The sequence below is a fragment of the Desertivibrio insolitus genome, from assembly GCF_017355965.1.
Lineage (GTDB): Bacteria > Actinomycetota > Actinomycetes > Actinomycetales > Microbacteriaceae > JAFIQW01.
This window is the reverse complement of record NZ_JAFIQW010000003.1, coordinates 118,954-134,096: the sequence shown is the minus strand read 5'-3', so window position 1 is coordinate 134,096 and position 15,143 is coordinate 118,954. Positions and strand designations below refer to the sequence as shown.

At 70.8% G+C, this 15,143-nt stretch carries 18 protein-coding genes; 2 read left to right on the top strand and 16 right to left on the bottom strand.

The features are described 5' to 3' along the window. Position 1: 1 nt before the first annotated feature. Entirely contained in the window at positions 2-802 is an 801-nt protein-coding gene (locus tag JUB10_RS07410; protein WP_207455089.1) for an HAD-IIA family hydrolase, read from the bottom strand. A gap of 266 nt (positions 803-1,068) precedes the next feature. On the opposite strand from JUB10_RS07410, the gene JUB10_RS07405 reads away from it, so the two are divergent. Further along, a complete protein-coding gene (locus JUB10_RS07405) occupies positions 1,069-1,725 on the top strand; it encodes a TrmH family RNA methyltransferase (protein WP_207455080.1) in 657 nt (218 codons plus the stop codon). On the opposite strand, the gene JUB10_RS07400 is transcribed toward JUB10_RS07405, so the two are convergent. Next, positions 1,722-2,012: a hypothetical protein gene (locus JUB10_RS07400; RefSeq protein WP_207455078.1), complete on the bottom strand. Its 291-nt coding sequence runs from the start codon at positions 2,010-2,012 to the stop codon at positions 1,722-1,724. The two genes, JUB10_RS07405 and JUB10_RS07400, sit on opposite strands and share 4 nt — an antisense overlap. 184 nt (positions 2,013-2,196) lie before the next feature. Between JUB10_RS07400 and JUB10_RS07395 the strand changes: the two genes are divergently transcribed. After that, positions 2,197-3,483, top strand: coding sequence for an adenylosuccinate synthase (locus JUB10_RS07395; RefSeq protein WP_207455076.1), 1,287 nt, complete (start codon positions 2,197-2,199; stop codon positions 3,481-3,483). Positions 3,484-4,064: 581 nt separating this feature from the next. On the opposite strand, the gene JUB10_RS07390 is transcribed toward JUB10_RS07395, so the two are convergent. The 14 genes from JUB10_RS07390 to JUB10_RS07325 all read right to left on the bottom strand — a co-directional run bounded on the left by JUB10_RS07390 (position 4,065) and on the right by JUB10_RS07325 (position 15,107). Continuing rightward, a complete protein-coding gene (locus JUB10_RS07390) occupies positions 4,065-4,676 on the bottom strand; it encodes a maleylpyruvate isomerase family mycothiol-dependent enzyme (RefSeq protein ID WP_207455074.1) in 612 nt (203 codons plus the stop codon). Between the two features lie 251 nt (positions 4,677-4,927). Continuing rightward, on the bottom strand, positions 4,928-5,194 hold the full coding sequence (gene csrA / locus JUB10_RS07385) for a carbon storage regulator CsrA (protein WP_207455071.1): 267 nt from the start codon (positions 5,192-5,194) through the stop codon (positions 4,928-4,930). Positions 5,195-5,242: 48 nt separating this feature from the next. Continuing rightward, positions 5,243-6,124, bottom strand: coding sequence for a hypothetical protein (locus JUB10_RS07380; protein WP_207455069.1), 882 nt, complete (start codon positions 6,122-6,124; stop codon positions 5,243-5,245). Between the two features lie 19 nt (positions 6,125-6,143). After that, a complete protein-coding gene (locus JUB10_RS07375; RefSeq protein WP_207455066.1) occupies positions 6,144-8,183 on the bottom strand; it encodes a flagellar biosynthesis protein FlhA in 2,040 nt (679 codons plus the stop codon). Continuing rightward, positions 8,180-9,283 carry an EscU/YscU/HrcU family type III secretion system export apparatus switch protein gene (locus JUB10_RS07370; RefSeq protein WP_207455064.1) on the bottom strand — a complete coding sequence of 368 codons (1,104 nt, stop codon included), beginning with the start codon at positions 9,281-9,283 and terminating at the stop codon, positions 8,180-8,182. The genes JUB10_RS07375 and JUB10_RS07370 overlap by 4 nt, the downstream gene beginning before the upstream one ends. Beyond that, positions 9,283-10,041 carry a flagellar biosynthetic protein FliR gene (locus JUB10_RS07365; RefSeq protein WP_207455994.1) on the bottom strand — a complete coding sequence of 253 codons (759 nt, stop codon included), beginning with the start codon at positions 10,039-10,041 and terminating at the stop codon, positions 9,283-9,285. Before JUB10_RS07365 ends, JUB10_RS07370 begins: the two co-directional genes overlap by 1 nt. A gap of 8 nt (positions 10,042-10,049) precedes the next feature. Beyond that, entirely contained in the window at positions 10,050-10,322 is a 273-nt protein-coding gene (gene fliQ / locus JUB10_RS07360) for a flagellar biosynthesis protein FliQ (protein ID WP_207455062.1), read from the bottom strand. Further along, positions 10,322-11,134 carry a flagellar type III secretion system pore protein FliP gene (fliP, locus tag JUB10_RS07355; protein WP_207455060.1) on the bottom strand — a complete coding sequence of 271 codons (813 nt, stop codon included), beginning with the start codon at positions 11,132-11,134 and terminating at the stop codon, positions 10,322-10,324. Before fliP ends, fliQ begins: the two co-directional genes overlap by 1 nt. Beyond that, positions 11,131-11,574 carry a FliO/MopB family protein gene (locus JUB10_RS07350; RefSeq protein ID WP_207455050.1) on the bottom strand — a complete coding sequence of 148 codons (444 nt, stop codon included), beginning with the start codon at positions 11,572-11,574 and terminating at the stop codon, positions 11,131-11,133. The genes fliP and JUB10_RS07350 overlap by 4 nt, the downstream gene beginning before the upstream one ends. 2 nt (positions 11,575-11,576) lie before the next feature. Then, positions 11,577-12,272: a flagellar motor switch protein FliN gene (gene fliN, locus JUB10_RS07345; protein ID WP_207455048.1), complete on the bottom strand. Its 696-nt coding sequence runs from the start codon at positions 12,270-12,272 to the stop codon at positions 11,577-11,579. After that, the gene (locus JUB10_RS15035) at positions 12,269-13,156 is read right to left on the bottom strand and encodes a flagellar motor switch protein FliM (protein WP_307859139.1); all 888 of its coding nucleotides are present in this window, start codon (positions 13,154-13,156) and stop codon (positions 12,269-12,271) included. Before JUB10_RS15035 ends, fliN begins: the two co-directional genes overlap by 4 nt. 66 nt (positions 13,157-13,222) lie before the next feature. Next, on the bottom strand, positions 13,223-14,077 hold the full coding sequence (locus JUB10_RS07335) for an OmpA/MotB family protein (protein ID WP_207455046.1): 855 nt from the start codon (positions 14,075-14,077) through the stop codon (positions 13,223-13,225). Further along, on the bottom strand, positions 14,077-14,841 hold the full coding sequence (locus JUB10_RS07330) for a motility protein A (protein WP_207455045.1): 765 nt from the start codon (positions 14,839-14,841) through the stop codon (positions 14,077-14,079). Before JUB10_RS07330 ends, JUB10_RS07335 begins: the two co-directional genes overlap by 1 nt. Next, positions 14,841-15,107: a flagellar FlbD family protein gene (locus tag JUB10_RS07325; protein ID WP_307859138.1), complete on the bottom strand. Its 267-nt coding sequence runs from the start codon at positions 15,105-15,107 to the stop codon at positions 14,841-14,843. The genes JUB10_RS07330 and JUB10_RS07325 overlap by 1 nt, the downstream gene beginning before the upstream one ends. Positions 15,108-15,143 lie beyond the last annotated feature (36 nt).

Here is a 15,143-nt window from a genome sequence, read left to right as displayed (position 1 = left end):
CTCAGAGGACGTCGGTCTCGAACGGCTCGGACACGAGGAGGTCGGCCACGCTGTCGAGCACCTCGTTGGGGCGGAACGGGTAGCGCTCGATCTCGGCGTGGTCGCTGATGCCGGTGAGCACGAGCACCGTGTGCAGGCCCGCCTCGATGCCGGCGACGACGTCGGTGTCCATGCGGTCGCCGATCATGCCGGTGGTCTCGCTGTGGGCGCCGATCTTGTTCAGCGCGGAGCGGAACATCATCGGGTTGGGCTTGCCGACGACGTAGGGCTCCCGGCCGGTGGCCTTCGTGATGAGGGCGGCGATCGCGCCGGTGGCGGGCAGCGGGCCCTCGCGGCTGGGGCCGGTGGCATCCGGGTTGGTCACGATGAAGCGGGCGCCGGCGCCGATGAAGCGGATGGCCTTGGTGATGGCCTCGAAGCTGTAGTTGCGGGTCTCGCCGACGACGACGTAGTCGGGGTTCGTCTCGGTCATGATGAAGCCGGCCTCGTGCAGGGCGGTGAGGATGCCCGCCTCACCGATCACGAACGCGCTCGCCCCGGGGGCCTGGGACTTGAGGAACTCCGCGGTGGCGAGGGCGCTGGTCCAGATCGACTCCTCGGGCACGTCGAGGCCGGAGGCGCGCAGGCGTGCGGAGAGGTCGCGCGGGGTGAAGATCGAGTTGTTGGTGAGCACGAGGAAGGGCTTGTCCTGGTGCCGCCACTGCTGCAGCAGCTCGTTGGCACCCGGGATCGGCCGGTTCTCGTGCACCAGCACGCCGTCCATGTCGGTGAGCCAGCACTCGATGTCCTCGCGGGCAGTCATGCCGCAATGGTATTGGGCGCGCCCGAGGGCGAGGTTCGTGTGACGCCGCCGGCAGGGGCCGGACGGGGTGCCGGGTCGGCGTAGGTCATGTGCGACGCGGATGACTCGCCGTGCCCGCCCGGCGTGGCGCGTGCCTGCTCATGATCTGCTCCGCCTCGCGCCCGCGGGTGGAACCGGCGCTGATCACGAGCGACGCGGATGACACGCCGCGGCCGCCCGGCGCGCCGCGCGCCCACTCATGAGCTCGACCGACGGGTGCGGCAGCGATGCGGCAGGATCGACGCGTGACTGAGCCGACCCCGACCCACGAGTGGACGACGCACGGCGTCGGGCCGTGGCCGGGGGAGTGGCCGACCGGCGAGCACTACGACCCCGAGCTGCTCGAGCACGGCGACACCCGCAACGTGATCGACCGGTACCGGTACTGGCGGATGGACGCGATCGTCGCCGACCTCGACACCCGGCGGCATCCGTTCTCCGTCGCGATCGAGAACTGGCAGCACGACATGAACATCGGCTCGATCGTGCGCACCGCGAACGCGTTCCTCGCCGAGACCGTGCACATCATCGGCCGGCGCCGCTGGAACCGCCGCGGTGCGATGGTCACCGACCGCTACCAGCACGTGCTGCATCACGCGGATGTCGCGGAGTTCGCCGCCTGGGCGCGCGAGCACGAGCTTCCGATCGTGGCCGTCGACAACGTCGAGGGGTCGGTGCTCGTCGAGACGTTCGACTTCCCGGAGCGCTGCGTGCTGCTGTTCGGCCAGGAGGGCCCGGGTCTCAGCGAGGAGGCGCTCGCCGCGGCATTCGCCGTCGTCGAGATCGCACAATTCGGGTCGACGCGCAGCATCAACGCGTCGGCGGCGGCGGCCATCACTATGCACGGCTGGATCCGCCAGCACGCGACGCTGCCGAGTAGTTAGGCCGCGACCTCGCCGGCGTCGCTCCGCACCAACTGCTCGCGGACGCCGTCTTCGAGGGCGGCGGGCACGGCGAGGAGCATGGCACCGAGCATCGCCTCGTGCTCGCGCACGGCGATCGCCTCGATGAAGTGACGGGAAAGCGTCGGGTGCTCGGCCATGAGCCGCGCCATCATTTCGGAATAGTCGATGAGATCGAATCCGCCGGCGGTGCCGATGATCGGGGTGCCGGTCGGATTGGAAGACGTATCGGTAGTCACCTGGACCCCGTTCTGGAGCCCCTCGCCCATGACCTTCAAGGTCCGTGCAACTGCAACGGAATATCGGAAAGGTCCAGCGGAGGCTGCGCCGGAAGTCTCCCATCGATCTGGAGGATGTTCCACTAGAGGGACTAGTGACCAATGCCACTAGAAATTGCTGGTCGCAGCGCTGGATAGGATGGGGTGCAATCCCCCGACCAGATAGGGAGAGACGATGCCCGCGATCGTGCTGATCGGAGCCCAATGGGGCGACGAAGGAAAGGGCAAGGCGACCGACCTCCTCGGCAGCCGCGTCGACTACGTCGTGAAGTTCAACGGCGGTAACAACGCCGGACACACGGTGGTCGTCGGCGACGAGAAGTACGCCCTGCACCTGCTGCCCTCCGGCATCCTGTCGCCCGGCGTCACGCCCGTCATCGCGAACGGCGTCGTCGTCGACATCGAGGTGCTCTTCCACGAGCTCGAGGCGCTCTCCGCCCGCGGCGTGGATGTCTCGAAGCTCCTCGTCAGCGCCAACGCGCACGTCATCACGGGCTACCACCGCACCCTCGACCGGGTGACCGAGCGCTTCCTCGGCAAGCGCCAGATCGGCACGACCGGCCGCGGCATCGGTCCGACCTACGCCGACAAGATCAACCGCGTCGGCATCCGGATGCAGGACATCTTCGACGAGAACATCCTGCGGCAGAAGGTCGAGGGCGCCCTCGAGCAGAAGAACCACCTGCTCGTGAAGGTCTACAACCGCCGCGCCATCGAGGTGAACGAGATCGTCGACGAGCTGCTCGGGTACGCCGAGCGTCTGCGTCCGATGGTCGTCGACACCGGGCTCGAGCTGAACCGGGCGCTGGATGCCGGCCAGACCGTGCTCTTCGAGGGCGGCCAGGCCACGATGCTCGACGTCGACCACGGCACCTACCCCTTCGTCACGTCGTCGAACGCGACCGCGGGTGGCGCCTCCACCGGTTCCGGTGTCGCTCCGAACCGCATCGACCGCGTCATCGCGGTGGTCAAGGCGTACACGACCCGCGTCGGCGCCGGCCCGTTCCCGACCGAGCTGCACGACGAGTGGGGCGAGTTCCTGCGCTCGCGCGGCTTCGAGTTCGGCACCACCACCGGGCGCCCGCGCCGCACCGGCTGGTACGACGCCCCCATCGCGCGCTACAGCGCCCGCGTCAACGGCGTGACCGACTTCGTGCTGACGAAGCTCGACGTGCTGACCGGCCTCGAGAAGATCCCCGTGTGCGTCGCCTACGAGGTCGACGGCGTGCGGGTCGACGAGGTGCCCGTCTCGCAGTCGGACTTCCACCACGCGAAGCCCATCTACGAGGAGTTCGAGGGCTGGGCCGAGGACATCACCGGCGCCCGCGCCTTCGACGACCTGCCGCCCGCCGCGCAGGACTACGTGCTCGCGCTCGAGCAGATGTCGGGCTCGCGCATCTCGGCGATCGGCGTCGGCCCCGACCGCGACGCGATCGTGGTGCGCCACGACCTGCTCACGTAGGAGCTGCTTGCACTCGGACGGCCGGTCGCCCTCGCGGGGTGCCGGCCGTCCGTGTTTGGCCGAGCTCGCGGCATCCGCTGGCTGCGAGATGTCAGTTGTGCGGCTCATCCCGGCGGATGACCCGTGGAACTGACACTTGGGGCGCTGCCTCCTGGTCGAGATGTCGCGAGTGGTTGCTCTGCGGCCTCGAGAGCAGCCATTCGGAGCATCTCGTTCACGAGCGCGGGAGGCCGGCTGCCAGACATCCGCCGCCCTTCGGCGAGGTGTCAGTTGTGCGGCTCATTCCGGCGGATGACCCGTGGAACTGACATCTCGGGGAGCGCGGGTGCGTCGAGGTGTCGCAGGGCCGCCCGTCCCGGATGGCAGTCGTGGTTGCTCGCGGTGATGCGGGGCAACCACGGGTGACACAACTGGGCTTGTTACTTCGAGCCGCGGATGTTCGCGGCTATCCGTGACAACCGCGGCTGATGGAGCGGATGCCGCAGGGCTAGCGACCCAGATGTCAGCCGTGGTTGCTCAGCGGTGCCCGCAGCAACCACAGGTGACATCTCGAACAGGGAAGGAGCGCCCCGCGGCATCCGTCACACCATGCTGAGACCCGGCGGGAGCGGCTCGCGGCCGGTGAGGCCGCGGAGGAGCTCCTCGCCGTGGCCGCGCACCACGAGGGTGCCCGCCGCGAGGGCGGCGGCGTCGGCGATGGCGTGCAGCGGCAGGTTGTGCGGGATGCCGGTGGCGCGGGAGAGGTCCATGGTGTGCACGACCAGCTCGAAGACGCGGGTGCGCAGGTAGTCGTGCAGGGCGATGCCCATGCCGCCGATCGAGACGAGCCGGTTCTGCGGGGCCGCGTCGATGAGCGCTCTGGTGCGGCCGAGCGCCGCCGCGATCTGCGAGACCGGGTCGTCGCCGAGCCACACGCCCGCCTCGACGCCTCGTCGGGCGATCGCCTCGTCGTCCGCGGCGAGCTGCTCGTAGATCGCCGTGTAATAGGTCTCCGCGTCGGGGATCGACACCTGGCCGGGCTCGTCCTGCTGCAGGTACTGCTCCGTGGTCAGGATCGCGCGGGCGGTGTGGCCAGCGAGGCCGCGCACGTCCCAGACGCCGAGGCCGGGCTCGGTCCACTGGTCGTTGCGGATGCGGGAGACGACCCCGAGGAACGCATCCGCGGACTGGCTGAACATGGCGACGCTGCTCACCTCTTCATCGATACACCACGCGGGTGCGCGGAACCAATCCGGCGGCGCGCCGCGCGTCGGCGTGGCGGAGTTGTGGGGTGGCTGCCGAGGCGGCCAGTGGACCAGGGGCGACCAGATCACGGGTGCACACTTCCGGGGCGAGCGGAAGCAGACGTTGCGGCTGAGCGCGGCGCCGCTCAGCGAGCGGAGCCCAGCGTGCGGCGCCGCTCAGCGAGCGAGGTCAAAACGCTTGAGCCGAGGCGACGCCGAGCTCAGCGCGAGCTCTCGTCGCCCTCCGGCCGCGCGGCGGGCCGCGGTGCCCCGAGCGCCGCACGCAGCAGCGCCTCGGTGTCGGCGGGCGAGGCCGCCGCGGTGTTGGCCTGCGAGACGGCGTCGATGAGCTCGCCGCGCTGCACCTTCACCGAGCGGGGGGCGTCGATGCCGATGCGGATGGAGTCGCCCCGCACCTCGACGACGGTGACGACGATGTCATCGCCGATGCGGATGCGCTCTCCCGCCTTGCGGGTCAGAACGAGCATGCGACCAACTCTAGGGCGTGTACCCCGCGACGGATGCGGCGGCGCGGGTCAGCCGCGGAGGCGGGCCCGGAACTGGCCGTCGACCCAGCCGATCGGGGCGCCGAGGTCCTCGACGGTGGCGGCGCTCGCCGTGGCATCCGCTCCCACGACCGCGAGCGCGTCGACCGGCACGACCTCGCCGAGGGCGTTGAGCCACGCGGCGGTGTCGCCGGGCTTGCGCCCCGCGTCGACGACCGCCCAGGTCTGGTCCGGCTGCAGCCCGCCGAGGGCGTCCGGCACCGAGAGCGCGGCGCGGTCGGGCAGGCGCCAGCCGACGACGACCGTCTCTCCGGATGCCACGGCCGCGGCCCGCGCGGCGAGCGACTGCCGCCGGTCGGCGACGGCTGCGTCGTGGCCCTCCGTCTCGCCGCCGAGGTAGATGGCGGGACGGCGCATCTCGCCGAGCATGGAGTCGAGCACGCCGTCGACGTCGCTGCCGCGGCCCACGACGAGCACGAGGTCGCCGGGTCCGTTCAGCGGGCGCGGTCCGGCGGGCGGGGCGGCCTCCGCGGCGAGACCGAGGTCGTGCCGCAGCCGGGCGAGCACGTCGTCGAACTCGACGGAGGCGGAGGGCGAAACGGAGGCGGAGGGCGAAACGGCGGCGGAGGAACCCTCGGACGCCTCGGGCGTGTACCGCTCGAAGTCGCGCGCCTCCTCGGCATCCGCGTCGGCGAGCAGCGCCGCGATGCCGACGCGCTGGGCCGGCGCGGTCGCGAAGGAGAGGGCGGGCTCGGCGACGTCGAGCAGGTCGGCCGCCGAAGGCTCCTCCCACTCGATCTCCACCTCGACGCGGCGCCGGCCCAGCAGACCGGGCAGCCCGGGAACGCGGACGCGCTCGGCGGAGAGGATGCGCACGGGGCCGGGGTGTTCCTCCCGGAGGCGCTCGATCACCTCGGGGATGGAACGGCCGTCAAGACGCGATCGTCTGGGCGGCATTGACGAGCCCCACCGTGTCGATCGGTCGCTTGGCGACCGTCACCTCCTGGTACGAGAGCACCGGCAGCGCGAAGCCCTGACCGGCGACGAGCCGCTGCACCGCGGGGCGCAGCGCGGGGGCGCACACGAGCACGACCGACGAACCGGCCGCGGTGGCGGTCTGCACCGCGGTGCGCAGCGAGCCGAGCACGGCGTCGAGCCGCGACTGGTCGAGCAGCAGCTGCGAGCCATGCTCGCTGGGGCGCAGCACCTCGAGCATCGACTGCTCGAGCTCGGGCGCGATCATGATGACGCGCAGCACGCCGTTCTCGAGGTGACGGGCGGCGAGGGCGGGGCCGAGCGCGCCGCGGGCGGCCTCGATGAGTCCCTCGGGGTCGAGCGACGCCTTCGCGCGCAGGGCGAGCGCCTCGTAGATGCGCCCGAGGTCGTTGATGGGCACCTCCTCCGCGAGGAGTCCCTGCAGCACACGCTGCACCTCGGCGAGGCTGAGCTGCGCGGGCACGAGCTCCTCGACGGCGGCCGGGTTCTCCTGCCGCACGGCCTCGGTGAGCACGCGGACGTCCTCGCGGCTGAGCAGCCGGGCGGCGTTCTGCACGATCACGGACTGCAGGTGGGTGACGAGCACCGAGACGCGGTCGATCACGGTCGCGCCGGAGAGCTCGGCGCTCTGCCGCAGCTCCGCGGGGATCCACTTGCCGCTGAGCCCGAACACCGGGTCCTCGGTCACCTCGCCGGGCAGCGCGTCGAGGTAGTCGCCGAGCGCGAGCACCTTGCCGTTCGGCGCGATGCCGCGACCGACCTCGACGCCGGCGACGCGGATCGCGTAGGTCGACGGGGGCAGCTCGATGTGGTCGCGGGTGCGCACGGGCGGCACGACGATGCCGAGGTCCCCCGCGATCTTGCGGCGCAGGGCGCGCACGCGCGCGATCAGGTCGTCGCTCGAGCCGGAGACGATGCCGACGAGGTCGGTCGACAGCCGCACCTCGAGCATCGGCACCTTCATCTGCTCGATGAGCTCCTCGGGGGTGTCGGCACGGTCGACGGATGCCACTGGCACGGGCTCCGCGACCGGCACCTGCCTCGCCGCGGCGCGCTGCGACATCACGATCAGCGCGATGCCCACGAGCAGGAACAGGAAGAACGGCATCCCCGGGATGAGCCCCATGACGATCGCCGCGCCGCCCGCGATGCGGAGCGCGAGCGGGGACTGCGCGAGCTGGGCGCCCGCCATCGTGCCGAGCTCCATGTCGGCGTTCGCGCGGGTGACGATGACACCGGTCGACACGGCCATGAGAAGGGCGGGGATCTGCGTGACGAGGCCGTCGCCGATCGTCAGCAGCGTGTAGTGACCCACCGCCTCCTCGATCGCCATGCCGTCCTGCAGCATGCCGATGGCGATTCCGCCGATGAGGTTGATGATCAGGATGATGATGCCCGCGATCGCGTCGCCCTTGACGAACTTCGAGGCACCGTCCATCGCGCCGTAGAAGTCCGCTTCGGCGGCGACCTCGGCGCGGCGCTCGCGCGCCTGGACATCCGTGATGAGGCCGGCGTTCAGGTCGGCGTCGATCGCCATCTGCTTGCCCGGCATCGCGTCGAGGGTGAAGCGGGCGCCGACCTCGGCGACGCGCTCGGCACCCTTCGTGACCACGACGAACTGGATGACGACGAGGATCAGGAACACGACGAAGCCGATGATGAGCGACCCCGAGATCGCGACGTGCCCGAACGCCTCGATGACCTGCCCGGCGAAGCCGTCGCCCAGCACGAGCCGGGTCGAGGCGACGTTGAGCCCGAGCCGGAACAGCGTCGCGACGAGCAGCAGCGACGGGAACACCGAGAAGTCGAGCGGCTTCTTCACGAACATGCTCGTGAGCAGGATCACGAGCGACAGCAGGATGTTGAGGATCAGCAGCAGGTCGAGCAGCCCCGCTGGCACGGGCACGACGAGCAGCAGCACGATGCCGACGACGGCCACCGGCACCAGGAAGCCGGTCAGGTCTCTGCGGTTCACGCGATCCTCCTCGTGAGTCGCTGCTGGAAGGCGGGCACGATGTGGATCCCGGATGTCGTGCCGCGCTGCTTGAGGGCCATGACGAACGCGAGCACGCGCGCCACCGCGGTGTAGAGCTCGGCGGGGACCTCGGCCCCGACCTCGCACTCCGCGTGCAGCGTACGGGCGAGCGGGATGTCCTTGACGATCGGCACGCGGTTCGCCTCCGCCTCCTCGCGGATCCGCGCCGCGACCTCGTCGGAGCCCCGGGCGACGACGCGCGGGGCGGAGCGTCCCGGCTCGTACTGCAGGGCGACGGCGATGTGCGTCGGGTTGACGAGCACGACGTCGGCGTCGGCGACCGAGGCGATCATGCGGTTGCGGCTCATCGCGAGCTGGCGCGCGCGGCGCTGCGAGCGCACGAAGGGATCGCCGTCGGAGTTCTTCATCTCGTCGGCCACCTCCTTCTTCGTCATCCGGGACTTCTTGCGGTTGCGGCGGGCGACGACGAGCACGTCGGCGAGGGCGAGCGCGAGGCCGGCGATGACGGCGGCGCGCAGCAGCTCGACCATGCCGCGGGTGGCCTGCCACATGAGCTCGCCGAGCGGCAGCCCGCCCGCGCTCATCAGGGTGGGCACGAGGTCGAGCGCGACGAGGGTCAGGGCGACGGCGACGACCGCGGTCTTCAGCAGCGCCTTCGCGCCCTCCCACAGCGCGTGGGTGCCGAACGTGCGCTTCAGCCCCGTGAGCAGGTTGAACTGCTCGTAGTGCGGCCGGCTCTTGCGGAACCGGATGCCTCCCTGCAGCACGGCCGCGGCGAGGGTCGCGACGACCGCGGCGGCGAACAGGGGGCCGACAGTGCCGAGGATCGAGTCGAAGCCCCGGTTGAGCGCCGTGAGGGCCATCTCGGCGTCGGGGTTCGCGACGGCGGCGTCGACGAGCAGGAGCTGTTCCACGCCGGCGTCCGTGCCCGCTGTCACGACGCCGGTGAGGGCGAACCCTGCCGCGCCGATGCCGAACCACGCGGTGAAGTCCTGCGAGGTGGCGAGCTCCCCCTTCTCGCGCAGCTCCTTGCGGCGCTTGGGGGTCGCTTCTTCGCTGCGCTCCGAGGCATCCGACATCAGCCCAGCCCTCCCAGCAGGTCGAGCGCGTCGCCGGTGAGGGCCTCGACGACGGCGGGGATGCTCGTGAACAACGTCACGGCGAGCACGAGGGTGAGGGCGATCTTGAGCGGGAAGCCGAGGCTCAGCGCGTTGAGCGCGGGTGCGACGCGAGTGAGCAGGCCGAGCCCGACGTCGGCGAGGAACAGCACGACGATGAGCGGTCCGGCGATCTGCAGGGACGCGATGAACATCTGCACGACGGCGTCGACGAGGCGCTCGGCGGTGATGCCGAGGTCGAGACCGCCGCCGAGCGGGACCGCGTCGAACGAGCGGGCGAGGCCGGCGATGATGAACTGGTAGCCGCTGGTGGCGAAGAGCAGCGTGAGCGCCGTCATGTGCAGCAGGCGGGTGAACTGCGCGCCCGTGACCATGGACTGCAGGTCGTACGCCTGGGCGAGGGAGAAGCCGCCGAAGAGGTCGATGAGCGACCCGGCGGACTGCACCGCCGAGAACACGACCATCACGAGGAAACCGAGCGCGGCGCCCGTCACTAGCTCCACGACGATCGCGCCGACGAAGCCCGCGGTGTCGAGCGAGGACGCGCCGCCCTCGGCGCGGGCGGACATCGCGAGGCCGAGGCCCAGCGCGAGCATGCCCTTGATCTGCAGCGGGATGCTGTTGTGCGAGAACGGCGGCGCGATGACGAGGAACGCCACCACGCGGATGCTCGTGAGCAGGGCGGTCTCGAGCCAGGCGAGGCTCAGCGTCGTCGTCAGCACGGCGATCAGCCGCCGAGCAGGGTGGGGATGCGGTCGAACATCGAGCCGGTGAAGTCGACGATCTCGGTGATCATCCAGTGCCCGCAGACGATCAGCGCGACGCCGACCGCGAGCGCCTTCGGCACGAACGAGAGCGTCACCTCCTGGATTTGCGTGATCGACTGCACGAGCGAGATCGCGAAGCCGACGACGAGTGCCGTGATGAGCACGGGGGCGGAGATCTTCGCGCCGACCATGAGGGCGTCGATGGCGATGTCGAGTACCGCGCCGGTGTCCATCAGCCGCCTCCGTAGCTCTGGATCAGCGACGTGATGATGAGCGACCAGCCGTCGACGAGCACGAACAGCAGGATCTTGAACGGCAGCGAGATCATCACCGGCGGCAGCATCATCATGCCGAGCGACATCAGCACCGCGGCGACGACGAGGTCGATCACGAGGAACGGCACGAAGATGACGAAGCCGATGATGAAGGCCGCGCGCAGCTCGGAGATCATGAACGCCGGGATCAGGGTGAACAGGTCGACGTCGGCGAAGTCCGCGGGGTTGGGCTGCCCGGCGGCGCGGAGCATGAGGGCGAGGTCCTCCTCGCGGGTCACCGAGAGCATGAACTGCCGCAGTGGCACGACCCCGAGTGCGAGCGCCTGCTCGAACGTGATCTCGCCGTTGAGGTAGGGCTGCAGTGCGGTGTCGAAGACCTCGGTGAGGAACGGGCCCATGATGAACAGCGACAGGAAGAGCGACAGCCCCGCGAGCACCTGATTCGGCGGGATCGTCGGCAGCGAGAGCGCGTTCCGGGTGATCGCGAGCACCACGAAGATCTTCGTGAACGACGACATCATCAGCAGCAGCGCGGGCGCGACCGACAGCAGCGTGACCGCGAGCAGCACCAGGATCGCGGATGCCGGGGCGCCGTCCGGTCCGTTGATCTCGACCGACACGACGCCGCCGTCCGGCACGGCGGGGGTCGCGGGCGCGGTCGGCTCGATCGGCGCGATCGGCCGGGCCAGCGCGGCCGTCGGGGCGAGCAGCACGAGGGCCGCCGTCCCGGCGATCACTCCCGCGACCGCCGCGACGGAACGCAGCCTCACCCGCGACCCTGCAGGCTCGACGCCGCGGCCTGCCAGGTGGCGGGGTCGAGCAGCGACGGGCGGGCTCCGCCGGCGATCGCGCGGCGGGGACGCTCGGCGACGTGCCGCGCCTGGATCCGGTCGCGGCGCAGCGGCAGGGTGGTGACGCGCGCGGCATCCGCGAGTTCGGTGGCGAAGTCGGGCACGGGCGCGTCGACGGCCTCGAGCAGGGTGACCTGGTGCTCGGTGACGCCGAGCAGGTAGCGGCGGCCCTCGGCCTCGACGACGGCGACGGATGCCTTGCCGCCGAGCGCCTGACGCCCGATGACTGTGACGGCGCGGTGCTGCGCGCGGGGGCGACCTCCCTTGCCCAGGCGCTTCTTCGCGTACAGCAGCACGGCGACGATCACGCCGAGCGAGACGAGTACGCGCAGCAGCGCCAGGCCGGAGTCGCCGTCCACGCTCAGTCCGTGCCCTCGGTGACGTCGAGGATCTCGGTGATGCGCACGGCGTAGTCCTGGTCGACGACGACGATCTCGCCGTGGGCGATCAGCCGGCCGTTGAGGAGGATGTCGGCGGGGGACCCGACCGAGCGGTCGAGCTCGACGACGGCGCCGGGCTCGAGCCCGAGCACGCTGCGCACCGGCATCCGGGTGCGCCCGACCTCGACCGTGAGCGTCATCTCGACGTCACGGATGCGGCCGAGGCGGGAGGCGACCTCGCCGATCGGCGGCACGGGCACGGCGGTCGCGTTGTCCTCGGCGAGACGCACGGCGCACCAGCCGAACAGGCCCTGCGTCGTGGTGAGGGCGTAGACCGCGGTGCCGCGGGCGTCGAAGACGAGGGAGGCGGGCTCCTCGCGGGCGTCGCTCAGCACGCCGGTGCCGAGCACGGCGCCGGCCGCGTCGAGCGAGGAGCGGAGCACGTCGACGAGGGAGAGCTGCTCGCCGAGCGCGGCGTCGACCGCGAGCAGGGACGCCGCGTCGGTGAGGGCGATCGCGAGCTCGGCCGAGCGGGCGCCGACCCAGGTGCCGCGCACGGCGGAGACGCCCGGCCCCGGGCGGTCGGTGGTGGGGACGGCGGTCACGGCGACGACGTTCGGCACGGCGGCCGCGATCGTGGCGGCGACGTTCTCCTCGATCGTGAAGGTGGAGGTCATCGGGATCCTTCCTCTGCGGAGACGACGACGCAGGCGAGACGGGCGCCGTTGCTGCCGAGCGCCGCGCGGCCGAGGGGTTCGCCCTCGACGGTCAGCTCGAGCGCGCGGCGACGCGGATGGGGGAGGGGGAGCAGGTCGCCGACGCTGAGGCCGAGCACGGCGTCGGAGGTGACGGTGACGGGCGCGAGGCGGAGGCCGACCTCGACGGGCACCTCGGCGACGGCGCGCTGCAGCAGCTCGGTCACGTTTTGAGGGGCCAGGCGGCGCACCCCGCCGAGCTGGGGGAGGATCCGGTCGGTCGGGATCGCGAAGGTGCCGAACCACACGTGGCCGCCGGCGGAGAACTCGACCCACGCGACGACCATGAGCTCGGTCGTAGGAGCGGCCTGGGCGACCTGGGCCTTGTACTGCAGCGACTCCAGGCGCAGGTCGTCCACGAGGAGTCCGCCGAAGGAGTAGCGCACGTCCTCGAGAGCGTCGGCGAGCACCCGCCGGATGATCGCCTCCTCGACGGTCGTGAGCTCGCGCTCCGGGGCATCCGCGAGCAGGCCGCCGCCGAGCATCTGGTTGACCCAGGCGAGCGCGGCGGAGAGGGGGAGCTGCAGCACGGCGCGGGCGCCGTCGCCGAAGGTGCAGACGGCCATGAGGGTGGTCTCGGGCAGCACCGACGCGTACGCGCTGTAGGTCTGCACGACGACGCCGGTGGTCTCGACCTGCGCGACGACGCGAAGCTTGGCGGTGAGCTGCGTGCTCCACTGGCGGGCGAACGTGTCGAAGCCGGCCTCGAGCAGGCGGGTCTGGTCGCGGGTGAGCACGGCCGGCCGGCGGAAGTCGACGGGCTCGACGTGGGGAGGGGTCGCCGCGATAGTGCCCACCTGTCCCACGGCACGCACTATCGACCGACCCGCAGGGCCGGTTAGTCGGTGTTCAGTCCCCCGTTCGGGGGTGGATCAGTGTCCGGTCGAAGCCGGCTCGGCATCCGAGTGGTCGTCCACCTCCTTGTCGTGCGCCGGCTCCGCCTCCGCGGGCTTCTCGGGTGCCGCCTCCTCCTGCGCCTTGACGTCGCGGATGACGACGACGTCCACGCGCCGGTTGGCGGCGAGTTCTTCGGGGCTCGTGCCGCTCGCGATGGGGCGGGCATCGCCGTAGCCGGTGGCGCCGATGTGCTCGGGCACGATGTGGCTCACCTCGACGAGGCGCCGCAGCACGCTCGTGGCGCGGGCGGACGACAGCTCCCAGTTGTCGGCGTACTGGCCGGTCTGGCGCAGGTCGGCGTGGCCCTCGACCGAGATCTGGTTGTCGGTGGTCGCGATCTCCGGGCCGATCACGTCGAGCGCCTGCTGCGCGAGGTCGGTCAGCTCGGCGCTGTCGCTCGCGAAGAACGTCTGCGTGCCGACCAGGCGGATGCCGAGGCCGCGCTCGTCGAGGGTGAACTCGACGGCATCCGTGAGCCCGAGCTCGGCGAGCTTCGCGGCGATGCGGCTGCGCAGCGCCTCGAGCTCGTTGAGTTCGGCCTGTGCCGCGTTCTCGGTGGCGAAGAAGCCCTGGCCCTCCTCGTCGAGCATCTCCTCGGGCACCACGACGCCTTCGGACATGTCGGTCGACTCCGACGGCTCCTGACCGAAGCCGGTGGCGAGAGAGTTCTTGAGCTCCTCGTACTTCTCCTGGTCGATCGTCGCCATCGCGAACAGCACGATGAAGAGACACATGAGCACCGTGACCATGTCCATGTAGGAGACGGCCCAGCGCTCGTGGTTCTCGTGCTCCTCGTGCTCCTCGCGCTTGCGCCGGGAGGGCTTGGACATCAGGCCGCCTCCGGCAGCGCGTGCGCCGGCACCATCGCGCGGAGGCGTTCTCCGACGATGCGGGGCTGGCCGCCCGACTGCACCGCGAGGGCGCCCTCCATGATGAGCGTCATCCGCTCGGCGTCGAGCTCGGCGAGCTTGGTGAGGCGGCCGCCGAGCGGCAGCCAGAAGAAGTTGGCGGTGACGAGACCCCAGAAGGTCGCGACGAACGCGGCGGCGATCGAGTGGCCGAGGGACGACGGGTCGGAGAGGTTCTCCAGCACGTGGGTGAGCGAGATGACCGTGCCGACGATGCCGACGGTCGGCGCGTAGCCGCCCATCGAGTTGAAGAACTTCGCGGCGCTCTTGTTCTGCCGGGTCGTCGTGTCGACGACGTCCTCGAGCATGATCCGGAGTTCCTCGGGGTCTGTGCCGTCGGCGATGTTCTGCAGCGCGAGCTTGACGAACGGGTCGTCGACCTTCTCGGCTTCCTTCTCGAGTGCGAGCAGGCCGTCGCGGCGGGCGGTGTCGGCGAGGCCGACGAGCTGGTCGATGACCTCGCCCGGCTTCGGCACCTTGCCCATGATCGCGCGGGGCAGTGCCTTGAAGGCACGGATGGTGTCGCCAAGCGTGGTCGACGCCATCGAGACGCCGATCGTGGCGCCGAAGACGAGCACCATCGGGGGGACGAGGATCAGCGACGTGGGGTCGCCGCCCTCGAGGAAGATCATCGCGATCATCGCGACGAAGGCGATGACGATGCCGAGAATGACGCCGAGGTCCATCACGTCCTCCTGATCGGGACGACGCCGGGCTCGGTCACGGGGGCGAGTTCGCGCACGACGCCGTACTGGCCGCTGGAGCGCATGTCCTGGGCGCGGGCGAGCACCCGGGCGCGGTAGTCGGCGATCATGTCGATCACGTCGCTCATGGACTCCGCAATGATGTAGCTGGAGCCGTCGACCGTCACCAGAGTGGTGTCGGGACTGGCGTGGATCCGCTCGATCAGATCGGGGTTCACTGCGAACCGGCTGTCGTTAAGACGGGTCACCACAATCACCGTGCCGCGCCTCCTTCCCTGGATTCA

Excerpts from the sequence above, each read along its gene's own strand:
- JUB10_RS07410 (WP_207455089.1), bottom strand. The coding sequence starts at position 802 with ATGACTGCCCGCGAGGACATCGAGTGCTGGCTCACCGACATGGACGGC.
- JUB10_RS07405 (WP_207455080.1), top strand. The coding sequence starts at position 1,069 with ATGCGGCAGGATCGACGCGTGACTGAGCCGACCCCGACCCACGAGTGG.
- JUB10_RS07400 (WP_207455078.1), bottom strand. The coding sequence starts at position 2,012 with ATGGGCGAGGGGCTCCAGAACGGGGTCCAGGTGACTACCGATACGTCT.
- JUB10_RS07395 (WP_207455076.1), top strand. The coding sequence starts at position 2,197 with ATGCCCGCGATCGTGCTGATCGGAGCCCAATGGGGCGACGAAGGAAAG.
- csrA (WP_207455071.1), bottom strand. The coding sequence starts at position 5,194 with ATGCTCGTTCTGACCCGCAAGGCGGGAGAGCGCATCCGCATCGGCGAT.
- JUB10_RS07370 (WP_207455064.1), bottom strand. The coding sequence starts at position 9,283 with ATGTCGGATGCCTCGGAGCGCAGCGAAGAAGCGACCCCCAAGCGCCGC.
- fliQ (WP_207455062.1), bottom strand. The coding sequence starts at position 10,322 with ATGGACACCGGCGCGGTACTCGACATCGCCATCGACGCCCTCATGGTC.
- fliN (WP_207455048.1), bottom strand. The coding sequence starts at position 12,272 with ATGACCTCCACCTTCACGATCGAGGAGAACGTCGCCGCCACGATCGCG.
- JUB10_RS07335 (WP_207455046.1), bottom strand. The coding sequence starts at position 14,077 with ATGTCCAAGCCCTCCCGGCGCAAGCGCGAGGAGCACGAGGAGCACGAG.
- JUB10_RS07330 (WP_207455045.1), bottom strand. The coding sequence starts at position 14,841 with ATGGACCTCGGCGTCATTCTCGGCATCGTCATCGCCTTCGTCGCGATG.